The organism is Streptomyces sp. NPDC007095, assembly GCF_040634475.1.
Classification (GTDB): Bacteria; Actinomycetota; Actinomycetes; order Streptomycetales; family Streptomycetaceae; genus Streptomyces.
The window spans coordinates 1-26,467 of sequence record NZ_JBEYFS010000173.1; the positions used below are offsets into that span (position 1 = coordinate 1).

Below are 26,467 nucleotides of genomic sequence, written 5' to 3' on the forward strand. Positions count from 1 at the left end.
ATTCTCGGACTGCCGTCCACCAGCTGAATCCCCAGCTGAATCCCCGGCTGAATCCCCGGCTGAATTCCCGGCTGCCCGTCGCGGCGGGCCGCAACGTATTCAGCGGGCGAGGGTGACCTCGACGGGACTGTTCGGGCACGCGCTGAGAATGTCGGTGAGCGCGGCTCGCTCGGCGGGGTCGATCGCCAGGTCCCAGCGGGTTTTGACGGCAACCCAGTCGGTGGCGTAGGCGCAGCGGTGGCTGGCCGCGGGCGGCTGCCGGGTGGCCGGGGCCTGGTCACTCTTGCTTCGGTTGGATGCGGCGGACACCGCGATGAGGGCGCGGGGGTCGCCGAGGTCGTTGGCGTACGCCTCGCGCTCCTTCGCTGGCCACGCGGAGGCGCCGACTGGCGGGGAGCGTCATTCCAAGTACGCGGTATTCGGGGCCGTCCATGGGTCGCCCCACCCGTCGCCGCTATCGGATGGAGCCATCTCCTTCTGTTCTGTCCGGTCCGTCCAAAAGCGCCGTTCCTCCTCCCGTTGGGCGGCCACGTCGGGGATGACAGCGACAGCTTCGGCGAAGCGTGTCTGCCGGATCAGCAGTTCGGCCAGGTCGGTTGCGGCCCGCTTGCCGGGCAGCGGGCGCAGGCGGGCGATGGCCTGCTCGACGCGGCCATCCTGAGCGAGCAGCCAGGCAATGGTCAGCTCGCGGTCGTCTACCTCGTCGGCCGGCAACGCCTCGATCTCCTCGATCGCTTCCCGGGCGCGTCCCGCCTCTCCCATCAGCCACCACCGGTTAGACCGGAGCCAAAACGCCTCGTTCTCCGCGAGGAACTCGGGGCTGCGTCCTTGCGTGAGTTCAAGAGCCTTGTCGTGCTGGCCCTGGTCGGCGAGCACGATCAAGGTCGACTGGAGAAGGTTTCCGTCGTAGAGGTCGTCGAACGTATGCTCCACCGCCTCGATGGCGTCATCGAAGCGACCCTGGCGGATGAGCAGTCCCATCAGCGCGCTCTCGTACCAGCCCGGATGCTTGGAAGCGATGAGGTCGCGCAGGTACGACTCCGCTTCTCCGGCTCGGCCCAGGTTCTCCAGGACTTTTACGTACGGAACCCCGGCGGTGGACTTCTGGGTGCCGGTGGCGAGGTCGCGCAGTGCCTCGACCCGACCGTGTCGGGCCAGCAGCTCGGCATAGAACTCGATGTTGTTCTGCGGCCCGTACCGGCGTGCGGCCACGTCCGCGCCGAGCAGCCGGATTGCCTCGTCCACGCGGCCGGACCGCTCCAGCACCCGGGCCTGTGCGGGCAGGACCTCCCACAGGTCACCGACGCCGCACTGCGTCGGGTCACGCCGGAACTCCTCGGCGATCGGGGCGAGTACCTCCAGCACCCGCTCGTCGCATCCCTGCCCGTCGGTCATCTCCACCAGGCCACGCAGCACCCGCCTGTCACGCAGGCACGGAACGAGCACGCCGATCGCGTCGTCCACCCGCCCGGCCCGGACCAGCGCCTCGGCGTAATCCCGCCACGCGTCACCGCTCGCCTGACCCCGCCCGCCGGGGTACGCCAGCTCCAGCGCCTGTTCGACGCGGTTCCACCGCAGGAGGACATCGCTCCCTACCCGCACCGCCGGCTGCCAGCCCGACGCTGCGAACGGCTCCACGACCGTCCAGGCCCGCCCGAACTCCCCTGCCGCGCATAGCCCCCGAGCCGCACCCACAGCGCAGAACCAGTCCTCGCGCCCACGTGCCGCCTCCACCAACACCTCGAGACCGCCACGTTCCAGGATCTCGTCCACAATCCGCGGCAGGACACCGCCGAGGTTGCTCAACTGCCACTCAAGATCATCAACATTCACGGGGGCACCCTAAGCCTGTCTGAACGACGTCCTGGTCGTCGCGGGCAAGTACAACCCCACAGGTATCCCATCCGTACCGCTTGATCCAGTGTCGGAACTTCTCGCGGAACTCCCCCTCCACAGAATGCGGGGCTTCGACGAGCAACTGGTCGAGTTTCGGACCTGTTCGACCGAAGGCGGCTCAGGCATCTCCCGGAGTTGGGAGACAGCGACGGCCGCAGCGGCTACGCCTTTCTCACTGTCCCTCGCCGGTGACGGCCCGGCGTGCTCCGCGCGTGCCGACCGGGCCCGGGGATCGCACGCAGGTCAAGCCGACGACGCACCTGCGGTGGGCGACGCCTGCTCGGTGGGCTGGTCCAGCTGCTGCTGGCGGCGCCGCTGCTCGTTGCGTAGGTCTTCCACGTTCTTCGTGAGTAGGTGAGGGCGGCATCCGGTTCGGTGTCCTTGTAGTCGCCGACCCCGTACTCGTGGCCGTTGAGCTGTTCCTCGATGCCGTCGGCGGTCTGCTGCAGGAAGTAGGCCCGCTCCCGGTACTTGTAGTAGCCGGTGACGGCTGCGGCCACGGTGATGGTGAAGCTGACGGCGATCGTGATCATCCTCTGCCAGGTCAGCTGCCCGGCGTCGAGGGAGGACACGGTGGTGACCACGGCGGAGCCCACCATGATGAGGGTCTGCAGCGTGTTGTGGACGCGGCGGTAGCGGCGGCTTTCGCCCTGGTACTGCTGGACGATCCCGTGGACTTCGTCGCGATAGCGGCGGCGCCGGTCGCCCAGGTCCGGGTACTCATCCGCCCGGGCCATCGCCAGTTCTGTACGGAGCGACTCAGCCAGCGTTTCCAGCTCCGGCAGGGGCTTGAACACGGTGCGCTCACCGTCCCCGGAATCCCGGGGCCTGTCCCACACACCGAACCACAGCGCGGCGGACAGCAGCAGGACCAGCCCGCAGCCGATGGCGGGTTTCACAAACGGGAAGGAGGTCCCCCAGGCCAGGATGATGCCAGCCGTCCCGGCCAGGAACGCCACCGCGCCGACGACGACGCACACGCGTTGGGTCCGGCTGATGAACCGCACCTTCGCGATGGCGCGTTCCATGTTGAGCAGGGCCACCGTCAAGTACAGCACGTCCCGTTCCTGCGGCAGCTCTTCTTCGTCGCCATCGTCCGCGAGCGCGGCGTCCGCGTTCGCTATCCGGCGCGGGAAGTTGTCGTCGATACTGCGGGCCACCTGGTGCGCCCCTCCCTGTTCGAGTCTGGTCAGCGGGCCAGCGGGCCAGCGGGCCAGCGGGGCGAGGCGTACGACCAACTCCCCCTTGCTGCCTGGCTGTTCACGATCACCGATGACCCTGCCATGGAGGGCTCGGTGCCGACGAGACGGCACAAGGGCGCGACCAGCCCCGGCGCGACCAAGGCGCGCGAACCGGACATCGGGACGCGGGGGTTGACGACTTCGACGGTCCGCAGTTCCACCAGGCTGCCCTGCTCCGGGCCTACATGCCGGCCGGGGGAGGGGGCACCGGGTCCAGGCCCCGTCCCGCATCGCTGATGAGCACATCACGCCCGCCCGGGCCCGTCTCAACCTGGAGGGTGACGGTCATACGGTGCGTCGCGGTGCTCGCACGCTCGCCGCGGGCATCTGCGGAGTCGACGAACGCCTTCACCCCGCCGCCGGCCGAGGCGGACTGCCGTGGTTCGATGCCGAGATCCAGCACGATGTCCTTGACCGTGAACCGGATCGGGAAGCTGTCCCCGTCCTGCTGCGCCCGCCAGTCCGGCGCGCACCGCCTTGATGGCTTCCGACATCTCGGTGGGCTCCAACTCCATGTATCCCCCTGATCACGTCACCAGCGGCCCAGTCTGCCGGGCGGTTCTCGGTCACCGAAGACGGTTTGTCGCCGAAGATCACCGCCCGCTAGGCCATGGCTTAAGAGCAGGTTGACGCGGGTCAGGACCCTGACGCGGTTGGCGAGAGCCATGGACAGCCCCGCCCATCAGGCGAACTCCGGGGCGGGGCCGCCGGTGTTTCGGGTGGGCCTTTACCGCATCGCTGCGTAGTCCTGCGGTGCCGTGCGGAGGATCTCGATCATCTGGTCTGCGGTCAGCTTCCGGAAGGCCACCGCGGACGCGCTCGCGATCTTTCGGAACAGGACGTCGGCAGGGATCGGCGGCAGGTCGGCGAAGAGAGGGTGATGGTCTGATCCGGCGCCTTCGCTGAACTCACGGTGCAGCAGCCACACCGCCTCGGCGAACATGGGGTAATTGGTCTCGCGTTTGCTCCACAGGCACCGCAGCGCGTCGCCACCGAAATCCCGGTTGATGAATCCCCAGACGTACGCCATCTCGGCCGTCTTGTCCGGGTGCGCGTTGTCGTTCAGGTACCGGACCCAGTCGTTCAGGATGTCCCAGCGCAGCGCGCTGACGATCACCCCGGTCGGTGCCTCGCTCGGTCGTAAGTCGGTTGCGAACTCATCATCGAAGGTCATCTGGCGACGGTAGCGAGAAGCACCGCCGCCCCGCCACGGAGCCCGCTCGCCACCACGATCTGCCGTCTCCGCACCGGCAGGAGGCGGCACAAGCACTTTTTCGCGCCGGGCCCTCTGTAGGTCATCGAGCAGGTTTCGGGGCCGAGGGGACGATCGGTGGTCACGTGGTCGTACCTGAGACTTACTCCAGTTCCTCCGCCAACAGGTCCATCAGCAGCCCGTCGTGCCAGCTGCCGTCCGCGCCGCGCTCGTACTGCCGCATGATGCCCACCGGGCGGAAGCCGACCTTGCGGTAGCACCGGATGGCAGCGGCATTGTCTGCGGCCGGGTCGATCACCAGTCGGCGGTATCCGTGATCATCGATCAGATGGCGTGCCAGGGCGCGGACGGCGTCAGTGCCAAGGCCGCGCCCGTGCACCGCCGGGTCGAGATAGATGTCGATGTTGGCATGCCGGTAGTCCGGCTCGTCCTCGGCGCCCCACTGGATAGCGCCGACCACCCGGCCGTCGTGCTCGACCGCGAAGGTCCGGGCCCCGGGATCTTCGAGGTCCTCGGTCACGGCGGCCGTCAGGTCGTCGCCGCCCCGCCAGCGCGTGTACACCTCAGGCGTGGTCCGGATCGCGGCCAGAGCCGGGATATCGCCCCCCGTCGACGGGCGAAGCGTCACCAGGGCTCCGCGCAGGACCGTCCGCATGCCACTGATCATCCCCGACTTCGGATCCACTCGTCTAGGCCGAAGTCCATGCGGCGTCGACCCGGGACCTGGCCTGACCGAAAAATCGGCGGCAACCTTTTCGCCACCTGTGGCCACTGAGTAGTGCAAGCGACACGCTCTTCGAACGGATGGACATGCAACAAACACGCCAGGCCGCGCGGCAGCGCAGGCGCAGACGCCGGCTGATGGTGGGTACTACCACGGGGCTGGTCGTCACAGGTCTCCTCGTCTGCCTGGCCATGTCGATGCAGCCGGACCGCAAGGAGGATGCCGGGCGGGCTCCAGCCACGACCGTCGCCAACTCCCAGGAAACTGACCCATCGGCATTGCCCGAGAAGAAGAAGTCCCCCACACCTTCCCCGTCCAAAGTCTCCGCTTCCCCGTCGGCCGGGGCCAAGAAACCGAAGGCCTCCGCGTCCCCGTCGGGGACGCCGTCATCGACGTCACCGGGGAAGACGTTCACCACGTCCTCATTGGCCGGACGGATCCGAGACAAAGTCACCTACCCGGGAGTCGCCACCGTCTACAAGGCCGGGGTCGGGGACGGCGCCTGCTCGTATGGCCCGAGCGGCGACATGATGATCGCGGCGATGAACACCACCGACTACGAGACGTCCAAGGCCTGCGGGGCATACATACTCGTTCGCGCGGCGGACGGTGCCTCCGTCACCGTCCGGATCACCAACGAATGCCCTCTGCCCTGTGCGCCGGGCCAACTCGACCTCAGCGAACAGGCCTTCGCCAAACTGGCCCCTGTCTCGACCGGCCGGATCGCCATCGCCTGGAGCCTGGTGAGCCCCAGCTCGTCGGGCACGATCTCTATCCGCTACAAGAACGGATCCAGCCCTTACTGGTGCGGCGTCCAGGCCATCGGGCACCGCAACCCGCTCGCCCGGCTGGAGGTCAGCACCGGCGGCGGCTGGCGCCAACTGACCCGCACCGACTACAACTACTTCCTCTCTCCCGACGGCAGCGGATGCGGCAAGGCGATCAGGCTCACCGACATCTACGGAGAACAACTGACCATCAACGGCATCGCCTTGCGGCCGGACGTCGTGCAGTCGACGGGAGTCCAGTTCGCCCGGCACTGACTCCGCCGCCACGGTCATTGCGTGTCTGGGATCGGTCCGGTTCACCGGTCTTGCGTATGACGTGACGTCATGTCCCGGTGCGGGGTGGGATGTTCCCGGGAAGCAGTGCAGGCACGGTGTTGGTGATCATGTGGTTGTCGAGACCCATGAGAACCGAGCGAGACCGTGCCTGCCCGAACATCATCGCCCATGCCCGCCAGGCTGGGGCAACTGACCCTCCCGAACCTCCGTGTCACCCAGCAGGATGCCGCCGACCTGCGTCGCTTTCTGATCTGGGTGCCCGATCCAAGCGGCATGCGGGGACGGCGGTATCCCATGCTCCCGCTGCTTTGTGCGGCCGCCGCCGCAGTCCTGACCGGCGCCCGCTCCTTCATCGCGATCGGTGAATGGATAGCGGACGCCCCGCAGTCCGTCCTGAGGGTCCTCGGCTTCCCGGCCGACCCGCTCACCGGCATCCGGTCGGCGCCGCACGCGGCCACGGTCCGCCGCCTGCTCCAACGCGTCGACGGCGACGCCCTCGACGCGGCCATTGGCGCATATCTCCAGGCCAGAACGCCACCGTCGCAACTGCCCGAGCCGCCGCCGAAGTCGTCGTTACCGAGCACCAGCTCCGACCGTGACGTCGTGCTCCTCGAAGGCGTCCGGATCCGCGTAGGAGGGCGCCGCCCAGGGTGCGCAGGCAGGGGGCGCGAGGCGCAGCCCGTTCAGCAGGCCGGCGGAGTCGACCGACATGACGGCGGTGAACTGTCCCCGCTCGCAGACCACGGGAACGCTGACACGGATCAGGTCCGGCCGCAGGCTCTCGCTCGACGGTTCGCCGAGGTCCGTGACCGGACCGGTTCCCGCGGTCTCGGCGAGCCAGGCCGCCTGGAGCGCCTCGGCGGTCAGCGCGGCACGCAACGGCGGGGCGAACAGCGCAGCGATCTCCCTGAAACGGCCATAGCGCGCTCATGCGACCACCAGCACGGCGGTCTCCTCCGCAGTCTGCATCCCCTCACCTTTCTTAGATTTGAGAAAGGTAGCATCCATGAGAAAGTGTGGGGATGGACATCTTGGAACTCCTGGCGCATCCCGTCCGCCTCCGCGTGGTCCACGCACTGCGCGGCGGGCGAGTCCTGACCACCGGCCAGTTGTGCGCTCTGATCCCGGACGTGTCCAAGGCGACCGTCTACCGGCACGTCGACCATCTCGCCGCGGGTGGCATCCTCGACGTCGCCGACGAACGGCGGGTGCGAGGCGCCGTCGAACGCCGATACCGGCTGCGGCAGGAACGCGCGGGCATCGACGCGGAAACCGCGCGTGCGCTCACCCCGCAGCACCACAAGCGGGCATTCGCTGCCGCCATGGCCGCCCTGGTCGCGGAGTTTGGCGCTTACCTGGAGCGCGAAGGCAGCGATCCCGTGGACGACCTCGTCGGCTATCGGCAGCACGCGATCTGGCTCAGCAAGGACGAGCTCGTAGCACTGATCGGCGCGATGCAAGCCGCCATCGCGCCCCTCCTCGCCAACGAACCCTCTCGGGAACGCACCCGCTACCTCCTCAGCCCCATCCTGTTCCCCGCCGAACAGCAAGACCCGCTGTAGCCGACACCGTCGCTCGCGGTGAACCAGATCATCTGAGATGACGAGCGAATCAGAAGCCGTATCTCAACCGAACGTGATCCGTTGATTTCTACTGGTCAGGCATGGTTTTGCTCGGAGTGAGGGAGGCATGCGGACGTCTTGTATCCGCTTCATGACCGAGGGGTGCGCGGTGGCGTCGGTGCTGGGAATGCTGGAGGAGCGGGAGGCGGCTGCCCGGGTGCGGGGTGGAGGGCCTGCGGGAGGAAGCCGCGCGGTTGGCTGAGCTGTTGGAGGCCGCGGAGATCGAGCTGGATCGGCGGGTGATCGCGCGGGAGGAACTGGTCGAGGCCCTGGCCTTGTCCGCCTCCGAGACGACTGCCGTGACCGAGGCGGAGCAGGAAACGGTGCCCTCACCGGTGCCGGGGTCGGTGGTGCCGCCCTGGCGGGACGGGCTGCCGGTGACCGCGCTCGCGCCCGACTACCAGCGGATTCTGGGCGTGTTGGAGGAGCGGCGGTCCGCGGGCAATGGACCGGTGAAGGCCAGGGAGATCGCGGTGGAGCTGGGCCTTGGGACGACGTCGGCGAAGGTCGAGGGGGTGCGTTCCCGGGCCAGGCGCCTGGCAGAACGCGGGTGGCTCCTCCTGGAGGCATCGGGGATGTTCAGTGCCGGCCGGCGACCCGTGGCCGTGCCAGACGCCGGCTCATCCGCGTGACCATCGACCACCGGATCACCGCCTCGCTGCTGGCCGGCAACGCCTCGTAGTCCCGGGCCAGACGGCGGGAGTTCATCAAGCATGCGAACGTGCGCTCTGCCGCCCAGCGTCTGGGGAGCACCACGAACCCTGTCATGTCGTCGGTGCACTTGACGATCTCCACGGCCAGGGCGAGTTTGCCCACGGCAGACCGGTGCGGGGCTTGCCGGGGCTGCGAGCTACAGGAACTCGCTTCGGTAGGTCGAGGCCAACTCAGCCGCGCGGCTGCGGCGTTCCGCGAGCTCGCTCTCCGACAGCTGCGGCGGCGGCGCATCCTTGCCCGCGACGATATCGCCGATGCGCATGAAGTACTCGTCCTGGCCTGCGGGGGTGCACATGCACAGCATGCGGGCTGGCGCGCCCGACGCGTTGCGGAAGTTGTGCGGTGCGTTGGCCGGGATGTTGATCGTGGACCCGGCCTGTACGGTGTGCTTTTCGCCGCGGAAGGTGAACTCGATCTCGCCTTCGAGGATGGTGAACATCTCCTCGAAGTCGTGCCGGTGCGGCGGCGGACCTCCGCCGTCGGGGACGTGCATGTCGATCAGGCAGTATCGACCGTTGGTCTGCTCGCCGGTGACCAGCATGCCGTAGGTGTTGCCCACCAGTGAGATGTACGTCGTGCCGGGGTCGTCGGGGTTCGCCACGGTCAGCGAGCGGGACGGATCGTCGTCGGGGATCATCGGGGTCGTCTCCTTCACCGGTAAGTCGGGTGGGCGTCAGGCGCCGGGCGTGACGACGACCTTGCCGCTGGGCAGTGCGCCGGCGGCGGCGTCGGCGTGCAGGGCTGGCAGCTCGGCCAGCGGCACCCGCCGGGCGACCTCGACGCGCAGCTCGCCGCGGTCGACCAGCTCCACCAGGTGCGACAGCTGCTCCGCGTCGCTACGGACGAACAGGTCGATGCCGCGTACCCCGCGCTCCTCGTCGGTGGGCGCAGGCATCCACACCGTGGTGTTCACCAGGACACCACCGGGGCGGATCAGGCCGAGGAGCGCATCCAGCTGTGCCGGTTCGACCGGCGCGAGGTTGAGCACGACGTCGACCGGCCGGCTCACCGCCGCGACGACGTCGGCGGCCGTGTGGTCGACGACCTCGTCCGCACCCGCCGCCGTGACACGCAGACTGCTGCGCGGGCCGGCCGTGGCGATCACATAGGCGCCGGCCTGCTTGGCCAACTGCACGGCGTAGCCGCCGACCGCTCCGCCCGCGCCGTTGACCAGCACGCGCTGCCCGGCGGTCAGCTCGGCGTGCTCGAACAGCGCCTGCCATGCGGTCAGGCCCACCAGCGGCAGCGCGGCGGCGTCGGACAGCGCGACGCTCTTGGGCGCCGGCGTCAGGGCCTCAGCCGGTGCCAGGACATACTCCGCGGCGGCGCCGGGTCCCGCCATCGGGAGGAAGCCGATGACCTGGTCACCGACCTGGATGCCGGTCACGCCCTCGCCGAGCGCGTCGACCGTACCGGCGACGTCGATGCCGGGTGTGTGCGGCAGCGTCACAGGGATCGGCCCCTGCATGAAGCCGGCGCGAATGTTGGCGTCGACCGGGTTGAACGACGTCGCCGCAACACGGACCCGCACCTGCCCGGCGCCTGGATTCGGCTGCTCCACGTCCTCGTGACGCAGGACGTCGGGGTCGCCGTACTGGTGGAAACGCACTGCCTTCATAGTTCTTCTCACTTTCGCCCGCGGGGCCGCGGTCGCCTTGCGCCGCGCGCGAAGCAGGACACGGTGTCTGCTGCGCCGGGCACGGTCGGCAGGCGGTAGATCGTTGTGGAGGTCGAAGCGCCACCAAGCGTAGGAACAGGCGTACGCAGAACGGGTGTACCTTCGCGACACGGAATGGGATTCCGGCGACATCCTCATGGGGGCGGAGGGCACATGACAAGCAGGCCGCGTTTCCTTGGCCCGGGCGGCAAGGTGGGCACGTTCACCGTCGACGCCGACTCCACCGGCACCGGTCGGGGAACGTGGGAGCCGTTCATCGACACCTGGAACGACCGTATGGGGGACCTGTATCCGCTGCCGGAATTCAGCGCTTCCACGGTCGACGGCTTCCAGGGAACGATGCGCTCGGTGGCCCTGGAAGACACCGCCGTCAACGAGCTCTGGGCATCCTCATCCGTGAGCACCCGGGCAGTCGGGACGTACGAGCACGATGAGATCAGGTTGTACGTCGGGCTGCGCGGCGCGGTGGCCCTGCAGGATCCGCACGATCAGGGCGGTGACGCCTACGTCTCGGCCGGCACCTACTTCATGCACCATGTCGTGACGGAGAATCACTTCCACACCACGCCCGTGATCGGCACTCGCATCTTCATCTTTCCCGGCGACGCCCTGCGGCCCCTGGTCGCCGGGAAACCGCGCACCGGACAGGCCACCTCGCCCGCGGCGCAGATCCTCATGGCACACACCAGCATGGTGCAGCGGACCGTGAGCGGCCTCAGCCCGGTGGGGGCGCACGCGTCCCGCAACGCCCTGCTCGAACTCGCCAAAGGGCTGGTCCTCGACCACTTCGACGACCGCGAGCCCACCTTCACCCCGGCGCTGGCACAAGCGGCCAAGGACCTCGCCGATGCCCGGCTCACCGACGCCGAGTTGTCACCGGTCACGATCGCCGCGCAACTGCACGTCTCAGTCCGCACACTGCAGCGGGCCTTCGCGAGTCTGGACGAGTCGTTCAGCGCCTACATCCGCCGCCGACGCCTGGAGGAAGCGGCCGAGGCACTCATCGCCTCCGGATCACAGCTCAGCATCTCCGAGGCCGCCGCACTCTGGCATTTCACCGACAGCAGCCACTTCATCCGCGCTTTCAAGAAGCAATACCTTGCGACACCAGCACAATTCGCACGCCGCCTGGCGTAACGCCTCACCCGGCCGCCGCGCGGAGCAGCGCCGGGAAGGCCGCGATGCTATCCACCACGTGCTCCGGTGTGACCACGCGGCTACCCATCAGTGCCGGCCGGCGGCCCGTGGCCGTGCCAGACGCCGGCTCATCCGCGTGATCATCGACCACCGGATCATCGCCTTGCTGGTAGCGGGCAGAGTTTCGTAATCCCTCGTCAGACGGCGGGAGTTCATCAGCCACGCGAACGTTCGCTCTGCCAACCACCGCCTGGGCAGCACCACGAACCCCTCCATGTCGTCGATGCGCCTGACGATCTCCAAGGTCAGAGCGAGCTTGTGGCGGCACCAGCCGACGAGGGAGCCGGTGTAGCCGCCGTCGGCCCAGACGAGGGTGATGTCGCGGTGCAGGCGGCGCAGCCGCCTCAGCAGGCCCGCCGCGGCGTCCCGGTCGCCGATGTTCGCGGCGGTGACCGCGACGGCCAGGAGCAGACCGAGGGTGTCGGTCACGATGTGTCGTTTGCGGCCCGGCACCTTCTTCCCACCGTCGTAGCCCCGTGAGGCAGCCGGCACGGTCGCGGCGGCCCGCACCGACTGCGCGTCGATGATCCCCGCCGTTGGCTCGGCCTCGCGGCCCTCGCGCTCCCGGACCTTCCCGCGCAGCCGGTCGTGGAACTCGGCGATCAGCCCGTGCTCGCGCCACCGGCGGAAGAAGGCGTAGACCCGGCCCCAGCCAGGGAAGTCCACGGGCATCGCCCGCCACGGGATCCCGCCCACGACAAGATAGCGGACCGCGTCCAGCAGTTGGCGGTGACAGTAGGCCTCGGGCCGCCCGCCCCGCCCCTGAAGCCAGGCCGGCACCGGCAGCAGCGGCCGGATGGCCGCCCACTCCGCGTCAGTCATGTCCGACGGATACCGGCGCACCCGGTCGGGATGGACGGCCGCGTTGCCGTACACATGCGCAAGGCAATCACACGATGGAGCAGCCGAGTTGAACTGGACCGGCTCGGACACGTACAACAAGGACACCAGGGCCTCCCCGCACTGCTCGGTCAGATTCGCATCCCCGAGCTACCGAGAGGCCCCGACTCCATGCGCGTACAACGGGAAGATCACCCTGGCGGGAAACCTGTTCGAACCGCATGTTCCATGATCGGTTGAGATGCGGCTTCTCAGACCAGATCACTTGAGACGAGGGCCAGGTCGACAGAGATTCCCAATCAAGTTGTCAAGGCCCATCGGACACGCATCGTGGTTCATGTGGAACGCCACGTAATTCGCCGCCCTGCAGCGTCAGTTAGTCTCCGCGCCCAGGCGTCAGACCGCTGGACTACTGTGTCGGAGCATGAACCCTGACGGCTGGTTGGCGGACACCCGCACCTCATACGACACGGTCGCGGTCAGCTACTCGGACCAACTGCGCGAGGCTCTGGGCGGCAAGCCGTATCTCCGGGCGGCGCTGGCCCTGTTCGCTGACGCGGTCGCTGACGCCGGCGGTGGGCCAGTGGCGGACGTGGGATGCGGACCGGGCCATGTCACCGCCTACCTGCAGAGCCTGGGCGTCGATGCCTTCGGCATCGACGTCTCACCCGGGATGGTCGACGTGGCTAGGGCTGAACACCCTGGGCTCCGGTTCGAGGTGGGCTCGATGACGGCTCTCGACCTCGCCGACGAGTCGATCGCTGGTGCGCTCGCATTCTGGTCGTTGATTCACGTCCCCGATGATGCGGTCCCGACGGTCCTCTCCGGCTTCAGACGGGCCCTGCGCCCTGGTGCACCGCTGCTGATCGGCTTTCACGTGGGTGACGGGTCGCGGCTGAAGACACAGGGCTACGGCGGCCACCCGATGAAGGTCTACGTCCACCGGCGCCGGCCGGCCCAGGTGAGCGCCTGGCTGCGCGAGGCCGGATTCACGGTCGAGACCGAGATGCTCCTCGACCCCGAGGGCAGTGCCCCGGGAGTGATCCTCTTCGCTCGCTGTCGTTCGTAGCGGTCATGCCGCTGCGGAATCGCCTCGGGGTGGGTTGAGTTCGAAGGTCCGGTTGTCTCGTATGAGGGCCCACATAACGTTGAGGCGGCGCCTGGCGAGGGCGAGGACGGCCTGCTTGTGCCCCTTGCCCTCGCCGCGTTTGCGGTCGTAGAACTTCTTGGAGACGGGGCAGCAGCGCGCTGCGATCTGGGCGGAGAGGTAGAAGACCCGCAGGAGCCGCCGGTTGTAGCGGCGTGGCCGGTGAAGGTTGCCGGAGATGCGTCCCGAGTCGCGTGGTACGGGGGGGCAAGCCCGGCGACGCCGGCAAGGCGGTCGCAGGTGCCGAAAGCACTCATGTCACCGCCGGTGATGGCGATGAACTCGGCGCTGAGCAACGGCCCCATGCCGGGCAGGCTGAGGATGGCCTTCGCGTGGCGGTGCTCGCGGAGCCGGCTTTCGACCAGGGCGTCGATCTCAGCGATCTCTTCATCGAGTGTCATCACCTCCTTCGCCAGCCTGACCACCGTGGCGGCGGATAGCTTCTCCCCGGGAACGGCCGTGTGCTGGGACTCCGCAGCCGCCATCGCGGTTGCCGCCACGGCGGCGGAGTTGCGGACCTTGCGGTTCTTCAGCCAAGCAGTGAGGCGGCTCGTCGCCATCCGCCTCATTCCCGTCGGAGTCTGGTAGCCGGTCAGCAGCACCAACGCCGCCTTGGAGCCCTGTAGTCGAAGGCTCGTTCCAGGGCCGGGAAGTACTCCAGCATCTGGGCGCGCATCCGGTTGATCGCGCGCGTGCGGTCGGCTGTCAGGTCGTAGCGTCGCGCGGTGAGGATCTTCAGGTCCACCGAGATGTCGTCTCCGGCTGCCAGAGGCTGCAGGTCACTGCGCATGCGGGCCTGGTCCGCGATGACGTAGGCGTCCTTCGCATCGGTCTTCCCATCGCCTCGATAGGCTGCGGAGGCGTGGTGGATCGTGCGGCCGGGGATGTAAAGCAGCCTCTGGCCGTGGTTGACCAGCAACGCGATCAGCAGTGCGGCACCGCCGGCGTTGAGGTCGATCGCCCAGGTCACGTCCTGGCTGATGTCCAGAACATCCGAGATCAGTTCCAACAGCTCGGGCTCGTTGTTCGGGACGCGCCGCGAGAGGATCTTCGTTCCGTTGGTGTCGATCACTGTGCAGTGATGCTCGCCCTTGCCCGCGTTCGTACCTGCCCAGAGTTCGCGCACCAGCGCCTCCGTCGTCGATGGCCATGTGGATGGCCCCAGCAGACGACCTCGCCGACGCGTCCTTACACAGCGATGCACTTCGCTCATCCCAATTAGCGGTCGAGTCGTCGCGGGGCTCCGGGCGGCCAATCTCAGTGAGCCACCACAGGGCGGACGGGACACAGCCGGAGCCCCTGGGCTTCCCGATCCTACGAATGACCGGGATGGGACCCGTGCAATAAGGTAAGGACAGGACACGTGCCGTGGCGGGGGCTCATCCGCTGGTTGTAGGGTCTCGCGCTTCGCTGCATACACCAAGGCTGTGACCTGCGGCTTCTCGCGGTGCCTCACGCTGCTTCATCTGCGGTTGTCTCGGCTCTCGGTGCATCCCCGCCAGGTTTGGCGACACGGGTGTGGTTCCTCCCGTGCCGCGCGGCGCCTTCGTGATGTCAGGCGGAGCGCTTCACGTGGCGGACCAGCCACATCAGCAAGGCGTCCAGGTCGGCGGCGGCCGAGAGGACCCGGTCGACCGCCTCGGGGGTGTGCAGCCACTCCTCGCAGCCGAGGGGACGGGCGGCTATCAGCGAACGGTGGCGCAGCAGGTTCGTACGGGTGTGGTTCGTCGGATAGCCGCGTGGGGGGCGTTTCATCAGGTCCCCAGAGATGTCGTAGCCCTTCTTCCGCACGTCCTCGACGATGGCGGACAGTTCGCGGCCGCTCCCCTCGGAGGCCACGGCTTTGCGGAACATGTCCACCTGGCCGGGATCGGGGTACCACCAGGCGCCCTGGACCCGCAGGCCGTCCAGGTCGAACCGGAGACCGATCTCGATCTTGCGGCCGAGCCGGATCACCGCGCTCTGGTGCTGCCACCACCAGGAGTCGGTGCGGTAGTGCCAGACGGAGAAGTCCTCGTATCGGGGGTCGGTGTCCGCGACCTCGTTGAGCAGGGCGATCATCGGCTGCCGGACCAGGCGTTCGCGGTCCGCGCGATAGCGCTCGCGGGTCGCGTGGGTCGGTTCGCCCTGGAGCTGCCACAACACGTCCATGGCCTGCTCCGGCCAGCCGGTGAACTGTCCGCGCATGCGGGCAGGTTAGCTCACCCATGGTCCGCGCGCGGAGAGTGAGACGGGTAGGGAGCCGTGACCCCAGACAAGGTGGGAGGTGCTGCGGCGGGGTTCGTCGGCCAGTCGAGAGTGCAGTCGATATGAAGCGGACGGTGAGATTGTGCAGCCGAACTTGAGATCCCACACTGGTGTAGGGTCTCGCGGCCGATGACATGTCGATCTTCTGTGACCTGCTGGTTCTCCGTTGTCTCACCGCGATGTCACCCAAGATCAGTCTCAGATCGATGCCATTTCCTCGGCGGAACGATGAGTCTGCGGCTGAGCCACCGAGCACGAGGACTACATGTGAGCTCAGATCGCGCACCGATGAGTTTCCCGCGTCGCGCCGGTCTGTACCCGTGAGACCGACTCACGGAAGGCTGGCGCCATGCGGAAACTGATCTACGGCATGAACCTGACCCTGGACGGCTACATCGCCGCGCCCGGCGACGACATCGGTTGGAGCGTGCCGAGCGACGAGCTGTTCCGGTTTTGGTCCGACCAGTTGCAGGCGACCGACCTGTCGCTGTACGGGCGCAAGCTGTGGCAGACGATGAGCTCCTACTGGCCGACCGGCGACCAGCAGCCCAACGCCACCCCGGCGGAGATCGAGTTCGCGCGCCGCTGGCGGGACATGTCGAAGGTGGTGTTCTCCTCGACGATCGACAAGGTCGACTGGAACACCCGCCTGATCACCGGCGACGCGGTCGCCGAGATCACCCGGCTCAAGGCCGAGGACGGCGGCCCGATGGACATCGGCGGCGCGACGCTCGCCGGGGCGGCCATGCGGGCCGGGCTGATTGACGAGTACGTGCTGGCCACCGCGCCGGTCCTGGTGGGCGGCGGCACGCCGTTCTTCACCGCGCTGGACAACTGGGTGAACCTGAACCTGGTGGAGACGCGGACGCTTCCCTGCGGCGTGATCCTGACCAGGTACGAGACGAGGCGCTGAGCGCCCGTCACGCGACTCGACCGCCTGCCGGGTCCACGCGAACGTGAACGCCACCACTGGGATGGACAGCCGGCAGTGCGGCTTCGCATCCACCACTACCGGACCCTGCTCAGTGGTCAAGATGTAATCCGGGATGTGCTTGCGGGCCTGCCCTTCCACAACGGCCTTCAGCAGGAAAGGCTGGGCCACGATGCCGCGTACGGACGGATCGAAGTCGGCAAAGAGCAACCGCGACAGTTCCAAGCGCGACTCGTAGATCACGTGGTCGCGCATCGTCGCTGACCAGTAGATACCCGAGTAGTGCTTCTGGCCCTTGTGTCAACGGAACGTCCGCTACGGACAAGCCGACTGCAGAAGGTCGACAGGTGCCGTACCCCAGTCCCGGACCTCCACAAGAGCACCACGCTGCTGACGGATACTCACCGTCGCGGTGACTCTGTTCATCGCGTACCCCCGCCCCACGGGCAACGACCCGTACAGCCAAGGGTGTCAGCCAGGCACTGACGGGCGGAGCGGGCCGGAACCCCGCCACCCGAAAGGGTGAGAACCCCGACCAGCGAGTCTCACGAAGACGGCATAAGTGCCGCCGATGTGCCATCGGAGATGAGACTGTGCCGCGAAATCTGAGAGGCCTGGGTGCGTGCGGAGGCCACATGATAGCACAGCTGGCGTGGGACGGAGGGCGGCTTACCCGTACCGGTCGGGGTGCGGCAGACTAGTTCGGAACCGGTGGTGTCCAGCCGGACGTATAGCAGCCGAAGCAAGGGAAGCCGCCAGATCCGTGAGTGACGAGCCCGACGCCCCGGAGCCCGTTGACGAGGGCGCGTTCGGCATCGACGCGTTCTCCCTCGACGACCGGCTGCGGCTGTTCCACTTCGCCGCCGCCGAGAAGCGCCACGAGTACCTGTGGCTGCTGCGCGCCTTCGACCGCGGACGCGCCAATTACCAGGTGCTGCTGCACGCTTCGGACGCGGTGGGACTGCTGGAGAGGCTCACCGCCGACCATCCCGCCGCGGGCGCCGTCGGCGACGACGTTCAGCCGCTGCTCGACGCCCTCGCGGACTGGCAGATCCTGGACCGGTCGTACGACGGGACGCGCGCCGCGAACCTGGCCGAGTACCGCAACCGGCACTACGTGTACCAGTTCACCCAGGCCGGATACCGAGCGTACCGGGCCGTGGAGGACGTACTCGGCGCGCGCCTGGAGGACGCCCAGCTCTCCCGCCTCGTCTTCCCCGACATCCTCGGCGACCTGCACGCGCTGGCCGAGGCCAACGCCGCGGGCGACGCCGAGGAGGTGTATCGCAAGCTCGGCCGTCTCGACTCCGTGCTGAACGAGATGGCGCAGCGCGCCGCCCGCTTCTACCTCATGCTGGGCGACCTGGCGCGCACCAACGACACCCGGCCGGAGGTGTTCCTCGCCCACAAGGACACGCTCCTCGGCCACATGCGGGAGTTCACCGCCGAACTCGGGCGCTATGCCCCGCTGCTCGCCGAGGCCGTCGAGAAGGCCGCGGCCACCGGTGTGGAACGCATGATCGAGTACGCGGCCGAGGCCGACGAGCGGCTCTTCCGCAGCCCCGCCGAGCGCCTGGCGGACTGGCGGCACCGGTGGGACGGCATCGTCCACTGGTTCGCGGAGCGCGAGCACAGCGAGACCGAGCGGCTGCAGGACGCCACCGTCACCGCGATCCGCTCCGTCCTCGCCCTGCTGCGCCGCGTCACCGAGGCACGACGGGGCGGGGTGAGCCGGGAGAGCCAACTGCGCCACCTCGCCCAGTGGTTCACCTCTTGCGAGAGCGACGAGGACGCGCACGCCCTCTTCCAGGCGGTCTTCGGACTCGGCGCACCCCGCCACATCGCCGTTCCGTACGCCGATCCCGAGCAGATCCCGGGACGCACGTCCTGGTGGGAGGCCGAGCCGGTCGAGCTGGCCCGCACCCTGGTCCAGTCCGGCCGCACCCCCGCCCTGCACGGCCCAGGCCGCATCGAGCGCAACGACGACCGGCGGGCCCGGCTCCGCGCCGAGCAGCTGAAGGAGCAGGCCGAGCGCCGCAACGCCGCGAACACCCTCGCATCGGACGGCGTGTACGGCCGGACGCTCGACGAGCCCGAAACGCGGGCCCTGCTCGCCCTGCTGGACGTGGCGCTCGCCGCCCGTGTCCCCGCCAGCCGCTCCGTCACCGCCGCCTCCGGATCCGCCCACGGGGTACGCCTCACCCTCATCCCCGCGGAGGGCTCCACCACCGTCGACACCGTGCGCGGCCGCCTCCACCTCGATGGACTGCGCCTGGAGGTCACCGGATGAAAGACCTCCCCGATGTCCTGGGGCCTGTGGACCTCACGACGGGCAGTACGACCCACGGACAAGGCAGGACCGCATGAGCCGCGTCGCCGAGAGCGTCTCCCCGCTCGAACTCGCCGACTACCAGAAGGCGGTACGGCTGGTCCTGCGGCATCCGCTGGTCACACCCGGGTATCCGGACAAGGCGGCGCTTGCGACCGTGCGCCGCTGGGCCGGGCAGCTGCGCACCGACCTGATGGAGGTGCTCGGCTACCGGCTCGTCACCACCGCCGACACCGCCCGGCTGCAGCGCGCCCAGGACGGCCTGGACGCCACCCGCCCGGCCCTCACCCGCGCGGGCCGCCCCTTCGACCGCCGCCGCTACGCCTACCTCGTCCTCACCCTCGCGGCCCTGGGGCGCCACGGCGCGCAGGTGGCGCTGGGCGAGCTGGCCGACGCGGTCGCCGCCGACGCCGTACGCATCGACGGACTGGGGCTCGACACCGCACGCAAGGCCGACCGGGACGCCTTCGTCGACGCCGTCACCTGGCTTACCGAACGCGGCGCGCTCACCCTCGCCGACGGCTCTGCCACCGCCTGGGCCGGTGCCCCCGAGCGCGCCGAGGCCCTGTACGACATCGACCGCGAGATCCTCACCGCCGTCCACCATCCGACCCGCGTCCTGCAGCACCTGAACTCCGTCACCGCGCTCCTCGACTCCGCCGGCGCGCTCGGCATGTCCGCCGGCCGTACCGCCCGGCGCCGCGACCAGGCCCGCCGCGCCCGCCGCCTGGTGCTGGAGAACCCGGTCGCGTACTACGCCGACGCCGACACCGAACTTCTGGGACAGCTGCGGGCCCCCGCCCTCGCCGAGGATCTTGAGCGTCTGACCGGGCTGACGGTGGAGCGGCGGGCCGAGGGCGTCGCGCTCATCGACACCTCCGGCAGGCTGTCCGACATCCGCTTCCCCGGCGGCGGTACCGTTGCGCAAGCCGCGCTGCTCCTTGCCGCCCGGATCAGTGCCGCCGTGCAGCGTTCCGGACGGCACGCCCTCGAACTGCTGCCCGCGCCCACCGCCGCCGAACGCCTCGCGGCCCGCGCCCGGCGTATCGACGGCGCCCTCCCGACGCGCTCGGTGATCGCCGAGTTCGCCGCGACCGACGAGGTGGGCGCGTACCAGACGTATCAGACTCATGCGACGTACGAGACTCACGACGAGGCGGGTCAGGAGCGGGAGGAGACCCGGTATCCCTTCGTCACGGACTCCTGGCTCCGGGGCAGGCTCAAGGAGATCACCGGCGAGTACGGTGCGGGCTTCGCCGCCGATCTGCGCGGCGACCCGGACCGGCTGCTCGACCAGGCTCTCGACCTGCTGGCCGCCATGTCGTTGATCGCCCGTGTCGACGGTGGAGCCCTGGCGCTCCCCCTGCTCGCCCGCTATCGCGGGGTCACCGCCAGGGTGAAGACCCGTACACCAGCCCGACTACTGGCCCAACCACCGGCCCAGACTTCCCTGTTCGCCGACGACACCGCCAAGGACCCGACTCCGTGAGGACCCCCGCTCCTACCCCGGCCCCCCGCTATGTCCCCACCCGCGCCGGGATCATCAACCTCTGGGACTACCGGGACGAGGAGTTCTCCTTCGCCGGCGGCTGGCTGGTGCTGCGCGGCCCCAACGGATCCGGCAAGACCAAGGCCCTGGAAGTCCTCTTCCCGTTCGTCCTCGACGGCCGCATCGACCCCAAGCGGCTCAACCCGTTCGCCGCCGAGGACCGCACGATGAAGTCCAACCTGCTCTTCCGCGGGCAGGACAGTGCGCTCGGCTACGTCTGGATCGAGTTCACCCACCGGGAGACCGGCGAGGCCGTCACCTGCGGCATCGGGCTGCACGCCCAGCGGCACCGCGACACACCCGCTCGTTGGCACTTCGTCGCCGAAGGCCGCGTCGGCGAGGACTTCTCGCTGCTGACCGACGACGACCGGCCGATGACGAGGAAGCAGCTCGCCGCCGAGCTCGGACGCGAGCTGATCGCCTCCACGGCCGACTACCGTGCCGCCGTCGATCAGCGCTTGTTCGGCCTCGGCCGGGAGCGGTACGAGCAACTGCTCACCCTGATCCTCACATTGCGCCGCCCGCAGCTCGCCAAGAACCTCGACCCGGCCAAGCTCTCCGACACCCTCACCGCGGGCCTGCGCCCGCTCGACGACGACCTGATCGCCGAGGCGGCCCGCTCCTTCGACGACATGGAGTCCGTGCAGCGCACTCTGGAGGGGCTGGCGGCCGCCGACGACGCCACCCGCGCCTTCCTCGCGAGCTACTCCACCTATCTGCGGGTCCACGCCCGCACCGCCGCGGACCGGCTCACAGCCCGCCGCGCCGGAACCGCCGAGCGCGCCTCCGCGCTGCGCACCGCCGCCGCGGATGTGGTGGCGGCCCGCGAACAGCAGGCCGCCGCCGAGACGCACGCCGAGTCGGCCGACGCCTCGCTCGCCGCCCAGCGCGCCCGTCTCGACCAGCTGCGCTCCTCCGCCGCCTACCAGGCCATCGAGCAACTGGCCGACCTGGAACGCCTGGTGCGCACCTGCGAGCAGACCGCCCGGCAGGCGAGCGCCGAACGCGAACGCCGCGCCGCCGCCACCGGCCGCGCCCGCGCCGAGGCCGAACGCGCCGCCCGGCTGGCCGCCGAACTCGACGCCGCCGTCTCCCGGGACGCCGCCACCGTCGCCGTCCACGCCCACACCGCCGGCATCACCTGGACCCCGGCCGACGCCGAGCCCCGATACCTTGCCGAGCGCTCCGCCGCGCTGGCCGCCGCCCGCCACGAGGGCATCCGGGCACTGCGCGGCACCCAGCAGGCGGCACGCGGCGCCGAGCAGACCCGTGACCTCGCCAGGGTCGCACTCGACCGTGCCCAGGAGGCCGTCGAAGCAGCCGAAACCGTCGAAACGACTGCCGAGTCGGCCCTCGAATCCGCCCGCGAACAGGCCCGTGCGGCGCTCGGTCAGTGGACGGGGGCACACGGCGCGCTCCTGGCCGAAGCTGAGCGAGACGGGGGTCCCCCCGGCCGAAGGCTGGGGGAGGGTGCCGACCGACTCGCCGAAGCCCTCGAACTCATCGGCGAGACCGAGGCGGTCACACTTGCCGACGTCTTCACCGAGGCCACTACTCCCGCCGTGCAGGAGCTGCGCGACACACTCGCCTCCTTGCGCGCCCAGCGCACCGATGTCGAGCGTCGGCACGCCGAGACCAAGGCCGAACGCGACCGGATCGCCGCCGAACACGACGACGCCCCGCCTCCGGCCCGCGGCCGCACCGCCGAGCGGAGCGAGATGGGGGTCCCCCCGGCCGGAGGCTGGGGGAGGGCGCCCAGTGACGGCGTGCCACTGTGGCGACTCGTCGACTTTGACGACGAGCTGACGGATAGTCAGCGTGCTGGCCTGGAAGCTGCCCTGGAGGCGTCGGGCCTCCTTGACGCCCTCGTCACCGCGGAGGATGCCCTCGTCGCGGCCGGGCACAGCGAGGGCTACCTCCATGCCGGTGCTCCGGTGAGTGGACCGAGCCTCGCTGATCTCCTGAGGCCCGAGAACCCTGAGAACCCCGGGGCCCCCGAGGGCGGCGCCGCGATTTCGGCCGCGCGGATCACCGCCGTGCTGCGCTCCGTCGCCGTCACCGGCGACCTCGACACCGGGAGCCCACAGATCAGCCCTGACGGCCGGTACGCGGCCGGTGTCCTGGTCGGTGCCCACACCAAGGAGCACGCCGAGTACGTCGGCGCCACCGCCCGCGCGCGCCGGCGTGCCGCCCGGATCACCGCCTGCGAGACGCTGCTGGCAGAACTATCCGCCCAACTGGACGAGTTGGCGCGCGCACAGGCCCGTGCGGACGCCGCCCTCGAGGCGTACGCCGCCGCCCGCGCCGACCTGCCCCGCACCACCGGCATCACGCAGGCTCTGCGCGAACTCGACAAGGCCGCGGCGAGGCTGCGTGCCACCCGCGACGCCGCCGACGCCGCCCAGGGTTCGTACGACGAGTCGGTGGCCGCCTGCTCGGTCGCCGAGCGTGCCCTGCGACGCACCGCGGCCGAGCACGCCATCGAGATCGAGCGCGTCGACGCCGTCGAGACCGCCACCCGCGCCTTCGAGACGGCGGTCCGCGAACTCGCGGCCCGCCGCCGCGAACACGCCCGCCAGACCGAGGCCGTTCAGGCAGGCGCCGACCGGCTCACCGCCGCTGCCGAGGACGAGGAGGCAGCGCTGGACACCGAGCGCGCGGCGCGCCGCCGACACACCGAGGAGGCCGCGGGGCTTCAGGCCCTCCGGGAGGCCGTCGGGGCCGAGGCACAGGAGGTGATGTGCCAGGTGCAGGAGGCCGAGGACGGGATCGACGCCCTGGTCCGGGAGGCCGAAGCGGCCCGCACGGCCCAGCACACCGCGATCGCGGGCACCGCCGCCGCCGAGGCCCGCCGCACGGCCGCCGCCGAGGCCCGGTCGGTCGCCGCGGCGGAGGAGAAGGACACCGCCCGCGGCCTGCGCCCGTACGCCGCCCGTGAACTCCTCGACATCCTGCGCTGCCCGCCCGGCCTCGCCTGGCCCGCCCAGGAGGCCGACTGGGCCGGCGGCGAACTGCCGCCCGCCGCGGTCGCCGTGCACGAGGCGATCCTCGCCGCCACCCGCGACCTCACCCCCACCGAGACCAGCCTCAAGCAGTCCGTCACCCGTCTCACCAAGGCCCTGGACGACCTGCAGGCGCAGCTCGCCGCCGCCGGACAGGACTACCGGCCCGAATGGGACGGCTCCGACGGGGTCATCCTCGTCCGCGTGGCAGACGAGGAGGGCCCGCTGCCCGTCGCCGCCTTCGCCCAGAAGATCTCCTCCCACCGTCGTGACCAGGCCGAACTGCTCTCCGAGTCCGAGCAGCGCATCCTGGAGGACGCCCTGCTCACCCGGCTCGCCCAGCAGATCCACGACCGCACCGTCGACGCCCGTGACCTGATCCGGCGGATGAACACCGACATGCGCAAGCGGAAGATGTCCTCGGGGACGACGGTCGGTGTGAGCTGGCTGCTCGCCGACCATCTCGACGACGAGCAGCGCGCCGTCTGCGCCCTCCTCGACGCCGACGCCGCCCGCCTAGGCCCCGACGGCCTCGCCCGGGTACGCACCCACTTCGCCGCGCAGATCAAGACCGCCCGCGCCCGCCACCGCGACCATCCCTACCGCGAACTGCTCGCCGAGGTCCTCGACTACCGGCGCTGGCGGCAGTTCGCGTTCCAGCTGGTACGGCCCGGCGAGTCCGGAAAGACGGAGGAGCGGCTCACCCGCGCCCGGCACAGCCGGCTGTCGGGCGGTGAGCAGTCCGTGTCACTGCACCTGCCGCTGTTCGCCGCCGCGCACGCCATGCTCAACTCCGCCGACCCGCACGCCCCGCGCCTGCTCGCCCTCGACGAGGCCTTCGCGGGCGTGGACGACACCGGGCGAGGTGAACTCATGTCGCTGGCCGCCCAGTTCGACCTCGACCTGTTCATGACCGGCTACGACCTGTGGGCCGCCCACGCCTCCGTCCCCGCCGCCGCCCACTACGATCTCGCGCACACCGCCGTCGACCACACCGTCTCCGCGCTGCTGCTCGTCTGGGACGGCGACCGGCTCCTCGCCGACGACACCGGCGATCTCACCGCCGCCCTCGGCTCGCCCGGCACCCGGCGCGTCCCGACGCCCGAGGAGGCCGCGGTTGTCGACTGAGGGGCGTGAGCACCATGAGTACGACGAGTTGCGGGGCGCGGGGTGGACTCGGCTGCTTGCCGCCGCCCGCCGCAGGCTGGAACGCACCGGCGGCGTGCTCGATGGCGACATCGGGCTCGCGCGGCCCAGTGAGGCCGAACGCCGCACCGTCATCGGCATCACCGGCCGCTACCGGCCCGAGACCGCCCAGCGCCTCGCCGTGCCCCTGCGGGACCTGGACGCGTACCTGGACGACCGCTACGGCACCGGCCTCCTGGCGGCCCTCGGCCGGCTCCACGGCCCGCTGCGCGATCGGCCGGCCGAACGAGCCGACGAGGACGCGCGCCGCGAACAGGCCCTGAAATCCGCCCACTCCAGCCGACTCGCCGGGCAGGGATGGTTCGCGGCCTGGCTGGAGCGGATCGCTGCCGACGGCACCCTCACCCGTCTCGTACGCCGCGGGGACGCACCCCTCCTCGACGCGGCGGTACGCGTTCTGGAAAGGCTCACCGGTGACCGGGACCGCTTCCCCGGTGACCAGGACCGGCCCCCTGCGCACCCGGTCGGCGTCCTGCCGCTTCCGGTCCTCGCGGAGTGGGCCACCGGCGACACCAAGGCTCTCGTTCCCGGCAGCCCACTCGAACAGCTCGTCCTGCGTGCCCTCGCCCAGCGCACTGGTGGCGACGTCCCGCGCGTGCGGGCCGGGCGCCGCGCCCTGTGGGAGAGTGCCGGAGCCATCGCCGACGACCTCGCCAGCCAGGTACTCGTCCTCAACATCGGGGCCGAGGGCGACGCCGTGGTCTGTGACTGGCTGCGCGATGCCGCCGACTTCGGCATCCCCTTCCGGCTCACCCTCCACCAGCTCGCAACCGACCCCGTCGTCCCCGCCGCCCGCACCATCTTCGTCTGCGAGAACCCGGCCGTACTGCGTGCCGCGGCCGGCGAACTCCAGGACACGAGCGCGGCCCTCGTCTGCACCGAGGGCGTCGCGTCCGCCGCCTGCCACAAACTGCTGGGCGACGCCGTACGGGCGGGAGCCCTGCTGCACTGGCGCGCCGACTTCGACTGGGCGGGCCTGCGCATCACCGCGGGCGCCGTGGCCCGCCACGGCGCCCGTCCGTGGCGGATGACAGCCGCCGACTACGCGGCGGCTCTCGGCAGGGGCGAGTCCACACCGCTCGCGGGACCGCCCGCGGCCAGTCCCTGGGACCCCGAACTGGCCCGTGCCATGGAGGAGTCGGGCAGCACGGTCATGGAGGAACGCCTCCTGCCCGCACTCCTGTCCGACCTCACCCGCACCTGACCCGGCGAGTCCGGTGGTCGGCTCGATCTGTCCACCGGGGAGTGTCGGCCGGTGTTCACCGACGAGTGGGGACCTGGCGCCGGGGACGATGTCGAGGACGAGGAAGCGGACGTTCCCGGGCGATGGCTGTACGCGCCGGCGCAGGGTTGCCAAGCCTGCTACCGGGAGTGGGGCTGTTCATCGACGGGCTCGGTGACGTGTCCCTCGCCGACCGGCTGCGGAGCGCTGTCCGCGGTGTTCTCGCTCGGGACGGGCACGCTTGGCGCCGATACCAATGGTTCCGCGACGAGCGGCAGCGTGGTGGGCCGAGGAGGGCTACTGCCCGAGGTGAGGCGTTCCCAGGAGTGTGGACACGGAGGTTCATGCTGCGAGTGTGAGTTTACGTGCTCTCTGCTGTTGTTGTTCGAACTCGGCTGGCGAGAGGTAGTTGAGAGCGCTGTGGCGCCTGCGTGCGTTGTAGTAGGTGAGCCATTGGAAGATCTCCAGCCTTGCCTGCCGCATCGTGGAGAACAACCTCGGGTGCATCGTCTCTCTCTTGAGTCCCTGCCAGAACGACTCGGCGAGGGCATTGACGCTCCTATAGTTGTCAACTCGCTGCCGAGGCTGTCCGTGGGGCGGGCCGAAGCAGGTGGTAGACCTCGCGGATGACGTAGCGCTTGAGGC

20 protein-coding genes and 7 pseudogenes are annotated in these 26,467 nt (G+C 69.8%); 11 read left to right on the top strand and 16 right to left on the bottom strand.

Annotation, left to right across the window (positions count from 1 at the left end):
* Positions 1 to 99: 99 nt before the first annotated feature.
* The 7 genes and pseudogenes from ABZ656_RS41310 to ABZ656_RS41340 all read right to left on the bottom strand — a co-directional run.
* A pseudogene (locus ABZ656_RS41310) lies at positions 100 to 384 on the bottom strand (DUF1524 domain-containing protein); the annotation flags it as partial.
* 15 nt (positions 385 to 399) lie between these two features.
* On the bottom strand, positions 400 to 1,833 hold the full coding sequence (locus ABZ656_RS41315) for a hypothetical protein (protein ID WP_360275428.1): 1,434 nt from the start codon (positions 1,831 to 1,833) through the stop codon (positions 400 to 402).
* 224 nt (positions 1,834 to 2,057) lie between these two features.
* Positions 2,058 to 3,056, bottom strand: coding sequence for a DUF4231 domain-containing protein (locus tag ABZ656_RS41320; protein WP_360275431.1), 999 nt, complete (start codon positions 3,054 to 3,056; stop codon positions 2,058 to 2,060).
* Between the two features lie 29 nt (positions 3,057 to 3,085).
* Positions 3,086 to 3,298 (bottom strand): hypothetical protein, encoded by a 213-nt coding sequence (locus ABZ656_RS41325; RefSeq protein ID WP_360275434.1) that lies wholly within the window; start codon positions 3,296 to 3,298, stop codon positions 3,086 to 3,088.
* Positions 3,299 to 3,318: 20 nt separating this feature from the next.
* Positions 3,319 to 3,582 (bottom strand): annotated as a pseudogene (locus ABZ656_RS41330) (trypco2 family protein); the annotation flags it as partial.
* A gap of 282 nt (positions 3,583 to 3,864) precedes the next feature.
* Positions 3,865 to 4,311 (bottom strand): hypothetical protein, encoded by a 447-nt coding sequence (locus ABZ656_RS41335; RefSeq protein ID WP_360275437.1) that lies wholly within the window; start codon positions 4,309 to 4,311, stop codon positions 3,865 to 3,867.
* 181 nt (positions 4,312 to 4,492) lie between these two features.
* Complete coding sequence (locus ABZ656_RS41340; protein ID WP_360275439.1) at positions 4,493 to 5,005, bottom strand: GNAT family protein; 513 nt, start codon at positions 5,003 to 5,005, stop codon at positions 4,493 to 4,495.
* A 155-nt stretch (positions 5,006 to 5,160) separates the two neighbouring features.
* Between ABZ656_RS41340 and ABZ656_RS41345 the strand changes: the two genes are divergently transcribed.
* Entirely contained in the window at positions 5,161 to 6,117 is a 957-nt protein-coding gene (locus ABZ656_RS41345) for an expansin EXLX1 family cellulose-binding protein (protein ID WP_360275442.1), read from the top strand.
* A 189-nt stretch (positions 6,118 to 6,306) separates the two neighbouring features.
* A pseudogene (locus ABZ656_RS41350) lies at positions 6,307 to 6,645 on the top strand (transposase family protein); the annotation flags it as partial.
* A gap of 66 nt (positions 6,646 to 6,711) precedes the next feature.
* Here ABZ656_RS41350 and ABZ656_RS41355 read toward each other — a convergent pair.
* The gene (locus ABZ656_RS41355; protein WP_360275469.1) at positions 6,712 to 7,017 is read right to left on the bottom strand and encodes a hypothetical protein; all 306 of its coding nucleotides are present in this window, start codon (positions 7,015 to 7,017) and stop codon (positions 6,712 to 6,714) included.
* Between the two features lie 143 nt (positions 7,018 to 7,160).
* On the opposite strand from ABZ656_RS41355, the gene ABZ656_RS41360 reads away from it, so the two are divergent.
* Together ABZ656_RS41360 and ABZ656_RS41365 are read left to right on the top strand one after the other, a co-directional pair.
* Positions 7,161 to 7,700, top strand: coding sequence for a helix-turn-helix domain-containing protein (locus ABZ656_RS41360; protein WP_360275445.1), 540 nt, complete (start codon positions 7,161 to 7,163; stop codon positions 7,698 to 7,700).
* Positions 7,701 to 7,827: 127 nt separating this feature from the next.
* Positions 7,828 to 8,392, top strand: a pseudogene (locus ABZ656_RS41365) (hypothetical protein).
* On the opposite strand, the pseudogene ABZ656_RS41370 reads toward ABZ656_RS41365, so the two are convergent.
* The 3 genes and pseudogenes from ABZ656_RS41370 to ABZ656_RS41380 all read right to left on the bottom strand — a co-directional run.
* Positions 8,340 to 8,522, bottom strand: a pseudogene (locus ABZ656_RS41370) (IS5/IS1182 family transposase); the annotation flags it as partial. The pseudogenes ABZ656_RS41365 and ABZ656_RS41370 overlap by 53 nt on opposite strands.
* 88 nt (positions 8,523 to 8,610) lie before the next feature.
* On the bottom strand, positions 8,611 to 9,111 hold the full coding sequence (locus tag ABZ656_RS41375; protein WP_101403311.1) for a cupin domain-containing protein: 501 nt from the start codon (positions 9,109 to 9,111) through the stop codon (positions 8,611 to 8,613).
* 36 nt (positions 9,112 to 9,147) lie between these two features.
* Positions 9,148 to 10,092, bottom strand: a complete 945-nt coding sequence (locus tag ABZ656_RS41380) for an NADP-dependent oxidoreductase (protein ID WP_101403312.1) — start codon at positions 10,090 to 10,092, stop codon at positions 9,148 to 9,150.
* A 213-nt stretch (positions 10,093 to 10,305) separates the two neighbouring features.
* Between ABZ656_RS41380 and ABZ656_RS41385 the strand changes: the two genes are divergently transcribed.
* Positions 10,306 to 11,289, top strand: a complete 984-nt coding sequence (locus tag ABZ656_RS41385; RefSeq protein WP_360275449.1) for a helix-turn-helix domain-containing protein — start codon at positions 10,306 to 10,308, stop codon at positions 11,287 to 11,289.
* A gap of 87 nt (positions 11,290 to 11,376) precedes the next feature.
* Here ABZ656_RS41385 and ABZ656_RS41390 read toward each other — a convergent pair whose 3' ends face one another.
* Entirely contained in the window at positions 11,377 to 12,171 is a 795-nt protein-coding gene (locus tag ABZ656_RS41390; RefSeq protein ID WP_360275452.1) for an IS5 family transposase, read from the bottom strand.
* A gap of 442 nt (positions 12,172 to 12,613) precedes the next feature.
* Between ABZ656_RS41390 and ABZ656_RS41395 the strand changes: the two genes are divergently transcribed.
* A complete protein-coding gene (locus tag ABZ656_RS41395; protein ID WP_101403314.1) occupies positions 12,614 to 13,258 on the top strand; it encodes a class I SAM-dependent methyltransferase in 645 nt (214 codons plus the stop codon).
* A gap of 3 nt (positions 13,259 to 13,261) precedes the next feature.
* On the opposite strand, the pseudogene ABZ656_RS41400 reads toward ABZ656_RS41395, so the two are convergent.
* Positions 13,262 to 14,462 (bottom strand): annotated as a pseudogene (locus ABZ656_RS41400) (IS110 family transposase).
* Between the two features lie 428 nt (positions 14,463 to 14,890).
* Positions 14,891 to 15,523, bottom strand: a complete 633-nt coding sequence (locus ABZ656_RS41405) for a DUF2461 family protein (RefSeq protein ID WP_360275455.1) — start codon at positions 15,521 to 15,523, stop codon at positions 14,891 to 14,893.
* A gap of 409 nt (positions 15,524 to 15,932) precedes the next feature.
* Here ABZ656_RS41405 and ABZ656_RS41410 point away from each other — a divergent pair, with 409 nt between their 5' ends.
* Positions 15,933 to 16,496: a dihydrofolate reductase family protein gene (locus tag ABZ656_RS41410; protein ID WP_101403315.1), complete on the top strand. Its 564-nt coding sequence runs from the start codon at positions 15,933 to 15,935 to the stop codon at positions 16,494 to 16,496.
* Positions 16,497 to 16,520: 24 nt separating this feature from the next.
* On the opposite strand, the pseudogene ABZ656_RS41415 reads toward ABZ656_RS41410, so the two are convergent.
* Positions 16,521 to 16,802 (bottom strand): annotated as a pseudogene (locus ABZ656_RS41415) (TnsA-like heteromeric transposase endonuclease subunit); the annotation flags it as partial.
* Between the two features lie 475 nt (positions 16,803 to 17,277).
* On the opposite strand from ABZ656_RS41415, the gene ABZ656_RS41420 reads away from it, so the two are divergent.
* The 4 genes from ABZ656_RS41420 (at position 17,278) to ABZ656_RS41435 (ending at position 25,804) form a co-directional block, all read left to right on the top strand.
* The gene (locus ABZ656_RS41420; protein ID WP_101403316.1) at positions 17,278 to 18,804 is read left to right on the top strand and encodes a TIGR02677 family protein; all 1,527 of its coding nucleotides are present in this window, start codon (positions 17,278 to 17,280) and stop codon (positions 18,802 to 18,804) included.
* A gap of 73 nt (positions 18,805 to 18,877) precedes the next feature.
* On the top strand, positions 18,878 to 20,332 hold the full coding sequence (locus ABZ656_RS41425) for a TIGR02678 family protein (protein WP_360275459.1): 1,455 nt from the start codon (positions 18,878 to 18,880) through the stop codon (positions 20,330 to 20,332).
* Positions 20,329 to 24,522, top strand: a complete 4,194-nt coding sequence (locus tag ABZ656_RS41430) for a TIGR02680 family protein (protein WP_360275462.1) — start codon at positions 20,329 to 20,331, stop codon at positions 24,520 to 24,522. Before ABZ656_RS41425 ends, ABZ656_RS41430 begins: the two co-directional genes overlap by 4 nt.
* Entirely contained in the window at positions 24,512 to 25,804 is a 1,293-nt protein-coding gene (locus ABZ656_RS41435; protein WP_101403319.1) for a TIGR02679 family protein, read from the top strand. The genes ABZ656_RS41430 and ABZ656_RS41435 overlap by 11 nt, the downstream gene beginning before the upstream one ends.
* A gap of 360 nt (positions 25,805 to 26,164) precedes the next feature.
* Here ABZ656_RS41435 and ABZ656_RS41440 read toward each other — a convergent pair.
* A partial coding sequence (locus tag ABZ656_RS41440) for an integrase core domain-containing protein (RefSeq protein ID WP_360275466.1) occupies positions 26,165 to 26,467 on the bottom strand: 303 nt, incomplete at its 5' end.

Excerpts from the sequence above, each read along its gene's own strand:
- ABZ656_RS41335 (WP_360275437.1), bottom strand. The coding sequence starts at position 4,311 with ATGACCTTCGATGATGAGTTCGCAACCGACTTACGACCGAGCGAGGCA.
- ABZ656_RS41340 (WP_360275439.1), bottom strand. The coding sequence starts at position 5,005 with ATGCGGACGGTCCTGCGCGGAGCCCTGGTGACGCTTCGCCCGTCGACG.
- ABZ656_RS41345 (WP_360275442.1), top strand. The coding sequence starts at position 5,161 with ATGCAACAAACACGCCAGGCCGCGCGGCAGCGCAGGCGCAGACGCCGG.
- ABZ656_RS41360 (WP_360275445.1), top strand. The coding sequence starts at position 7,161 with ATGGACATCTTGGAACTCCTGGCGCATCCCGTCCGCCTCCGCGTGGTC.
- ABZ656_RS41375 (WP_101403311.1), bottom strand. The coding sequence starts at position 9,111 with ATGATCCCCGACGACGATCCGTCCCGCTCGCTGACCGTGGCGAACCCC.
- ABZ656_RS41380 (WP_101403312.1), bottom strand. The coding sequence starts at position 10,092 with ATGAAGGCAGTGCGTTTCCACCAGTACGGCGACCCCGACGTCCTGCGT.
- ABZ656_RS41385 (WP_360275449.1), top strand. The coding sequence starts at position 10,306 with ATGACAAGCAGGCCGCGTTTCCTTGGCCCGGGCGGCAAGGTGGGCACG.
- ABZ656_RS41390 (WP_360275452.1), bottom strand. The coding sequence starts at position 12,171 with ATGACTGACGCGGAGTGGGCGGCCATCCGGCCGCTGCTGCCGGTGCCG.
- ABZ656_RS41395 (WP_101403314.1), top strand. The coding sequence starts at position 12,614 with ATGAACCCTGACGGCTGGTTGGCGGACACCCGCACCTCATACGACACG.
- ABZ656_RS41405 (WP_360275455.1), bottom strand. The coding sequence starts at position 15,523 with ATGCGCGGACAGTTCACCGGCTGGCCGGAGCAGGCCATGGACGTGTTG.
- ABZ656_RS41410 (WP_101403315.1), top strand. The coding sequence starts at position 15,933 with ATGCGGAAACTGATCTACGGCATGAACCTGACCCTGGACGGCTACATC.
- ABZ656_RS41425 (WP_360275459.1), top strand. The coding sequence starts at position 18,878 with ATGAGCCGCGTCGCCGAGAGCGTCTCCCCGCTCGAACTCGCCGACTAC.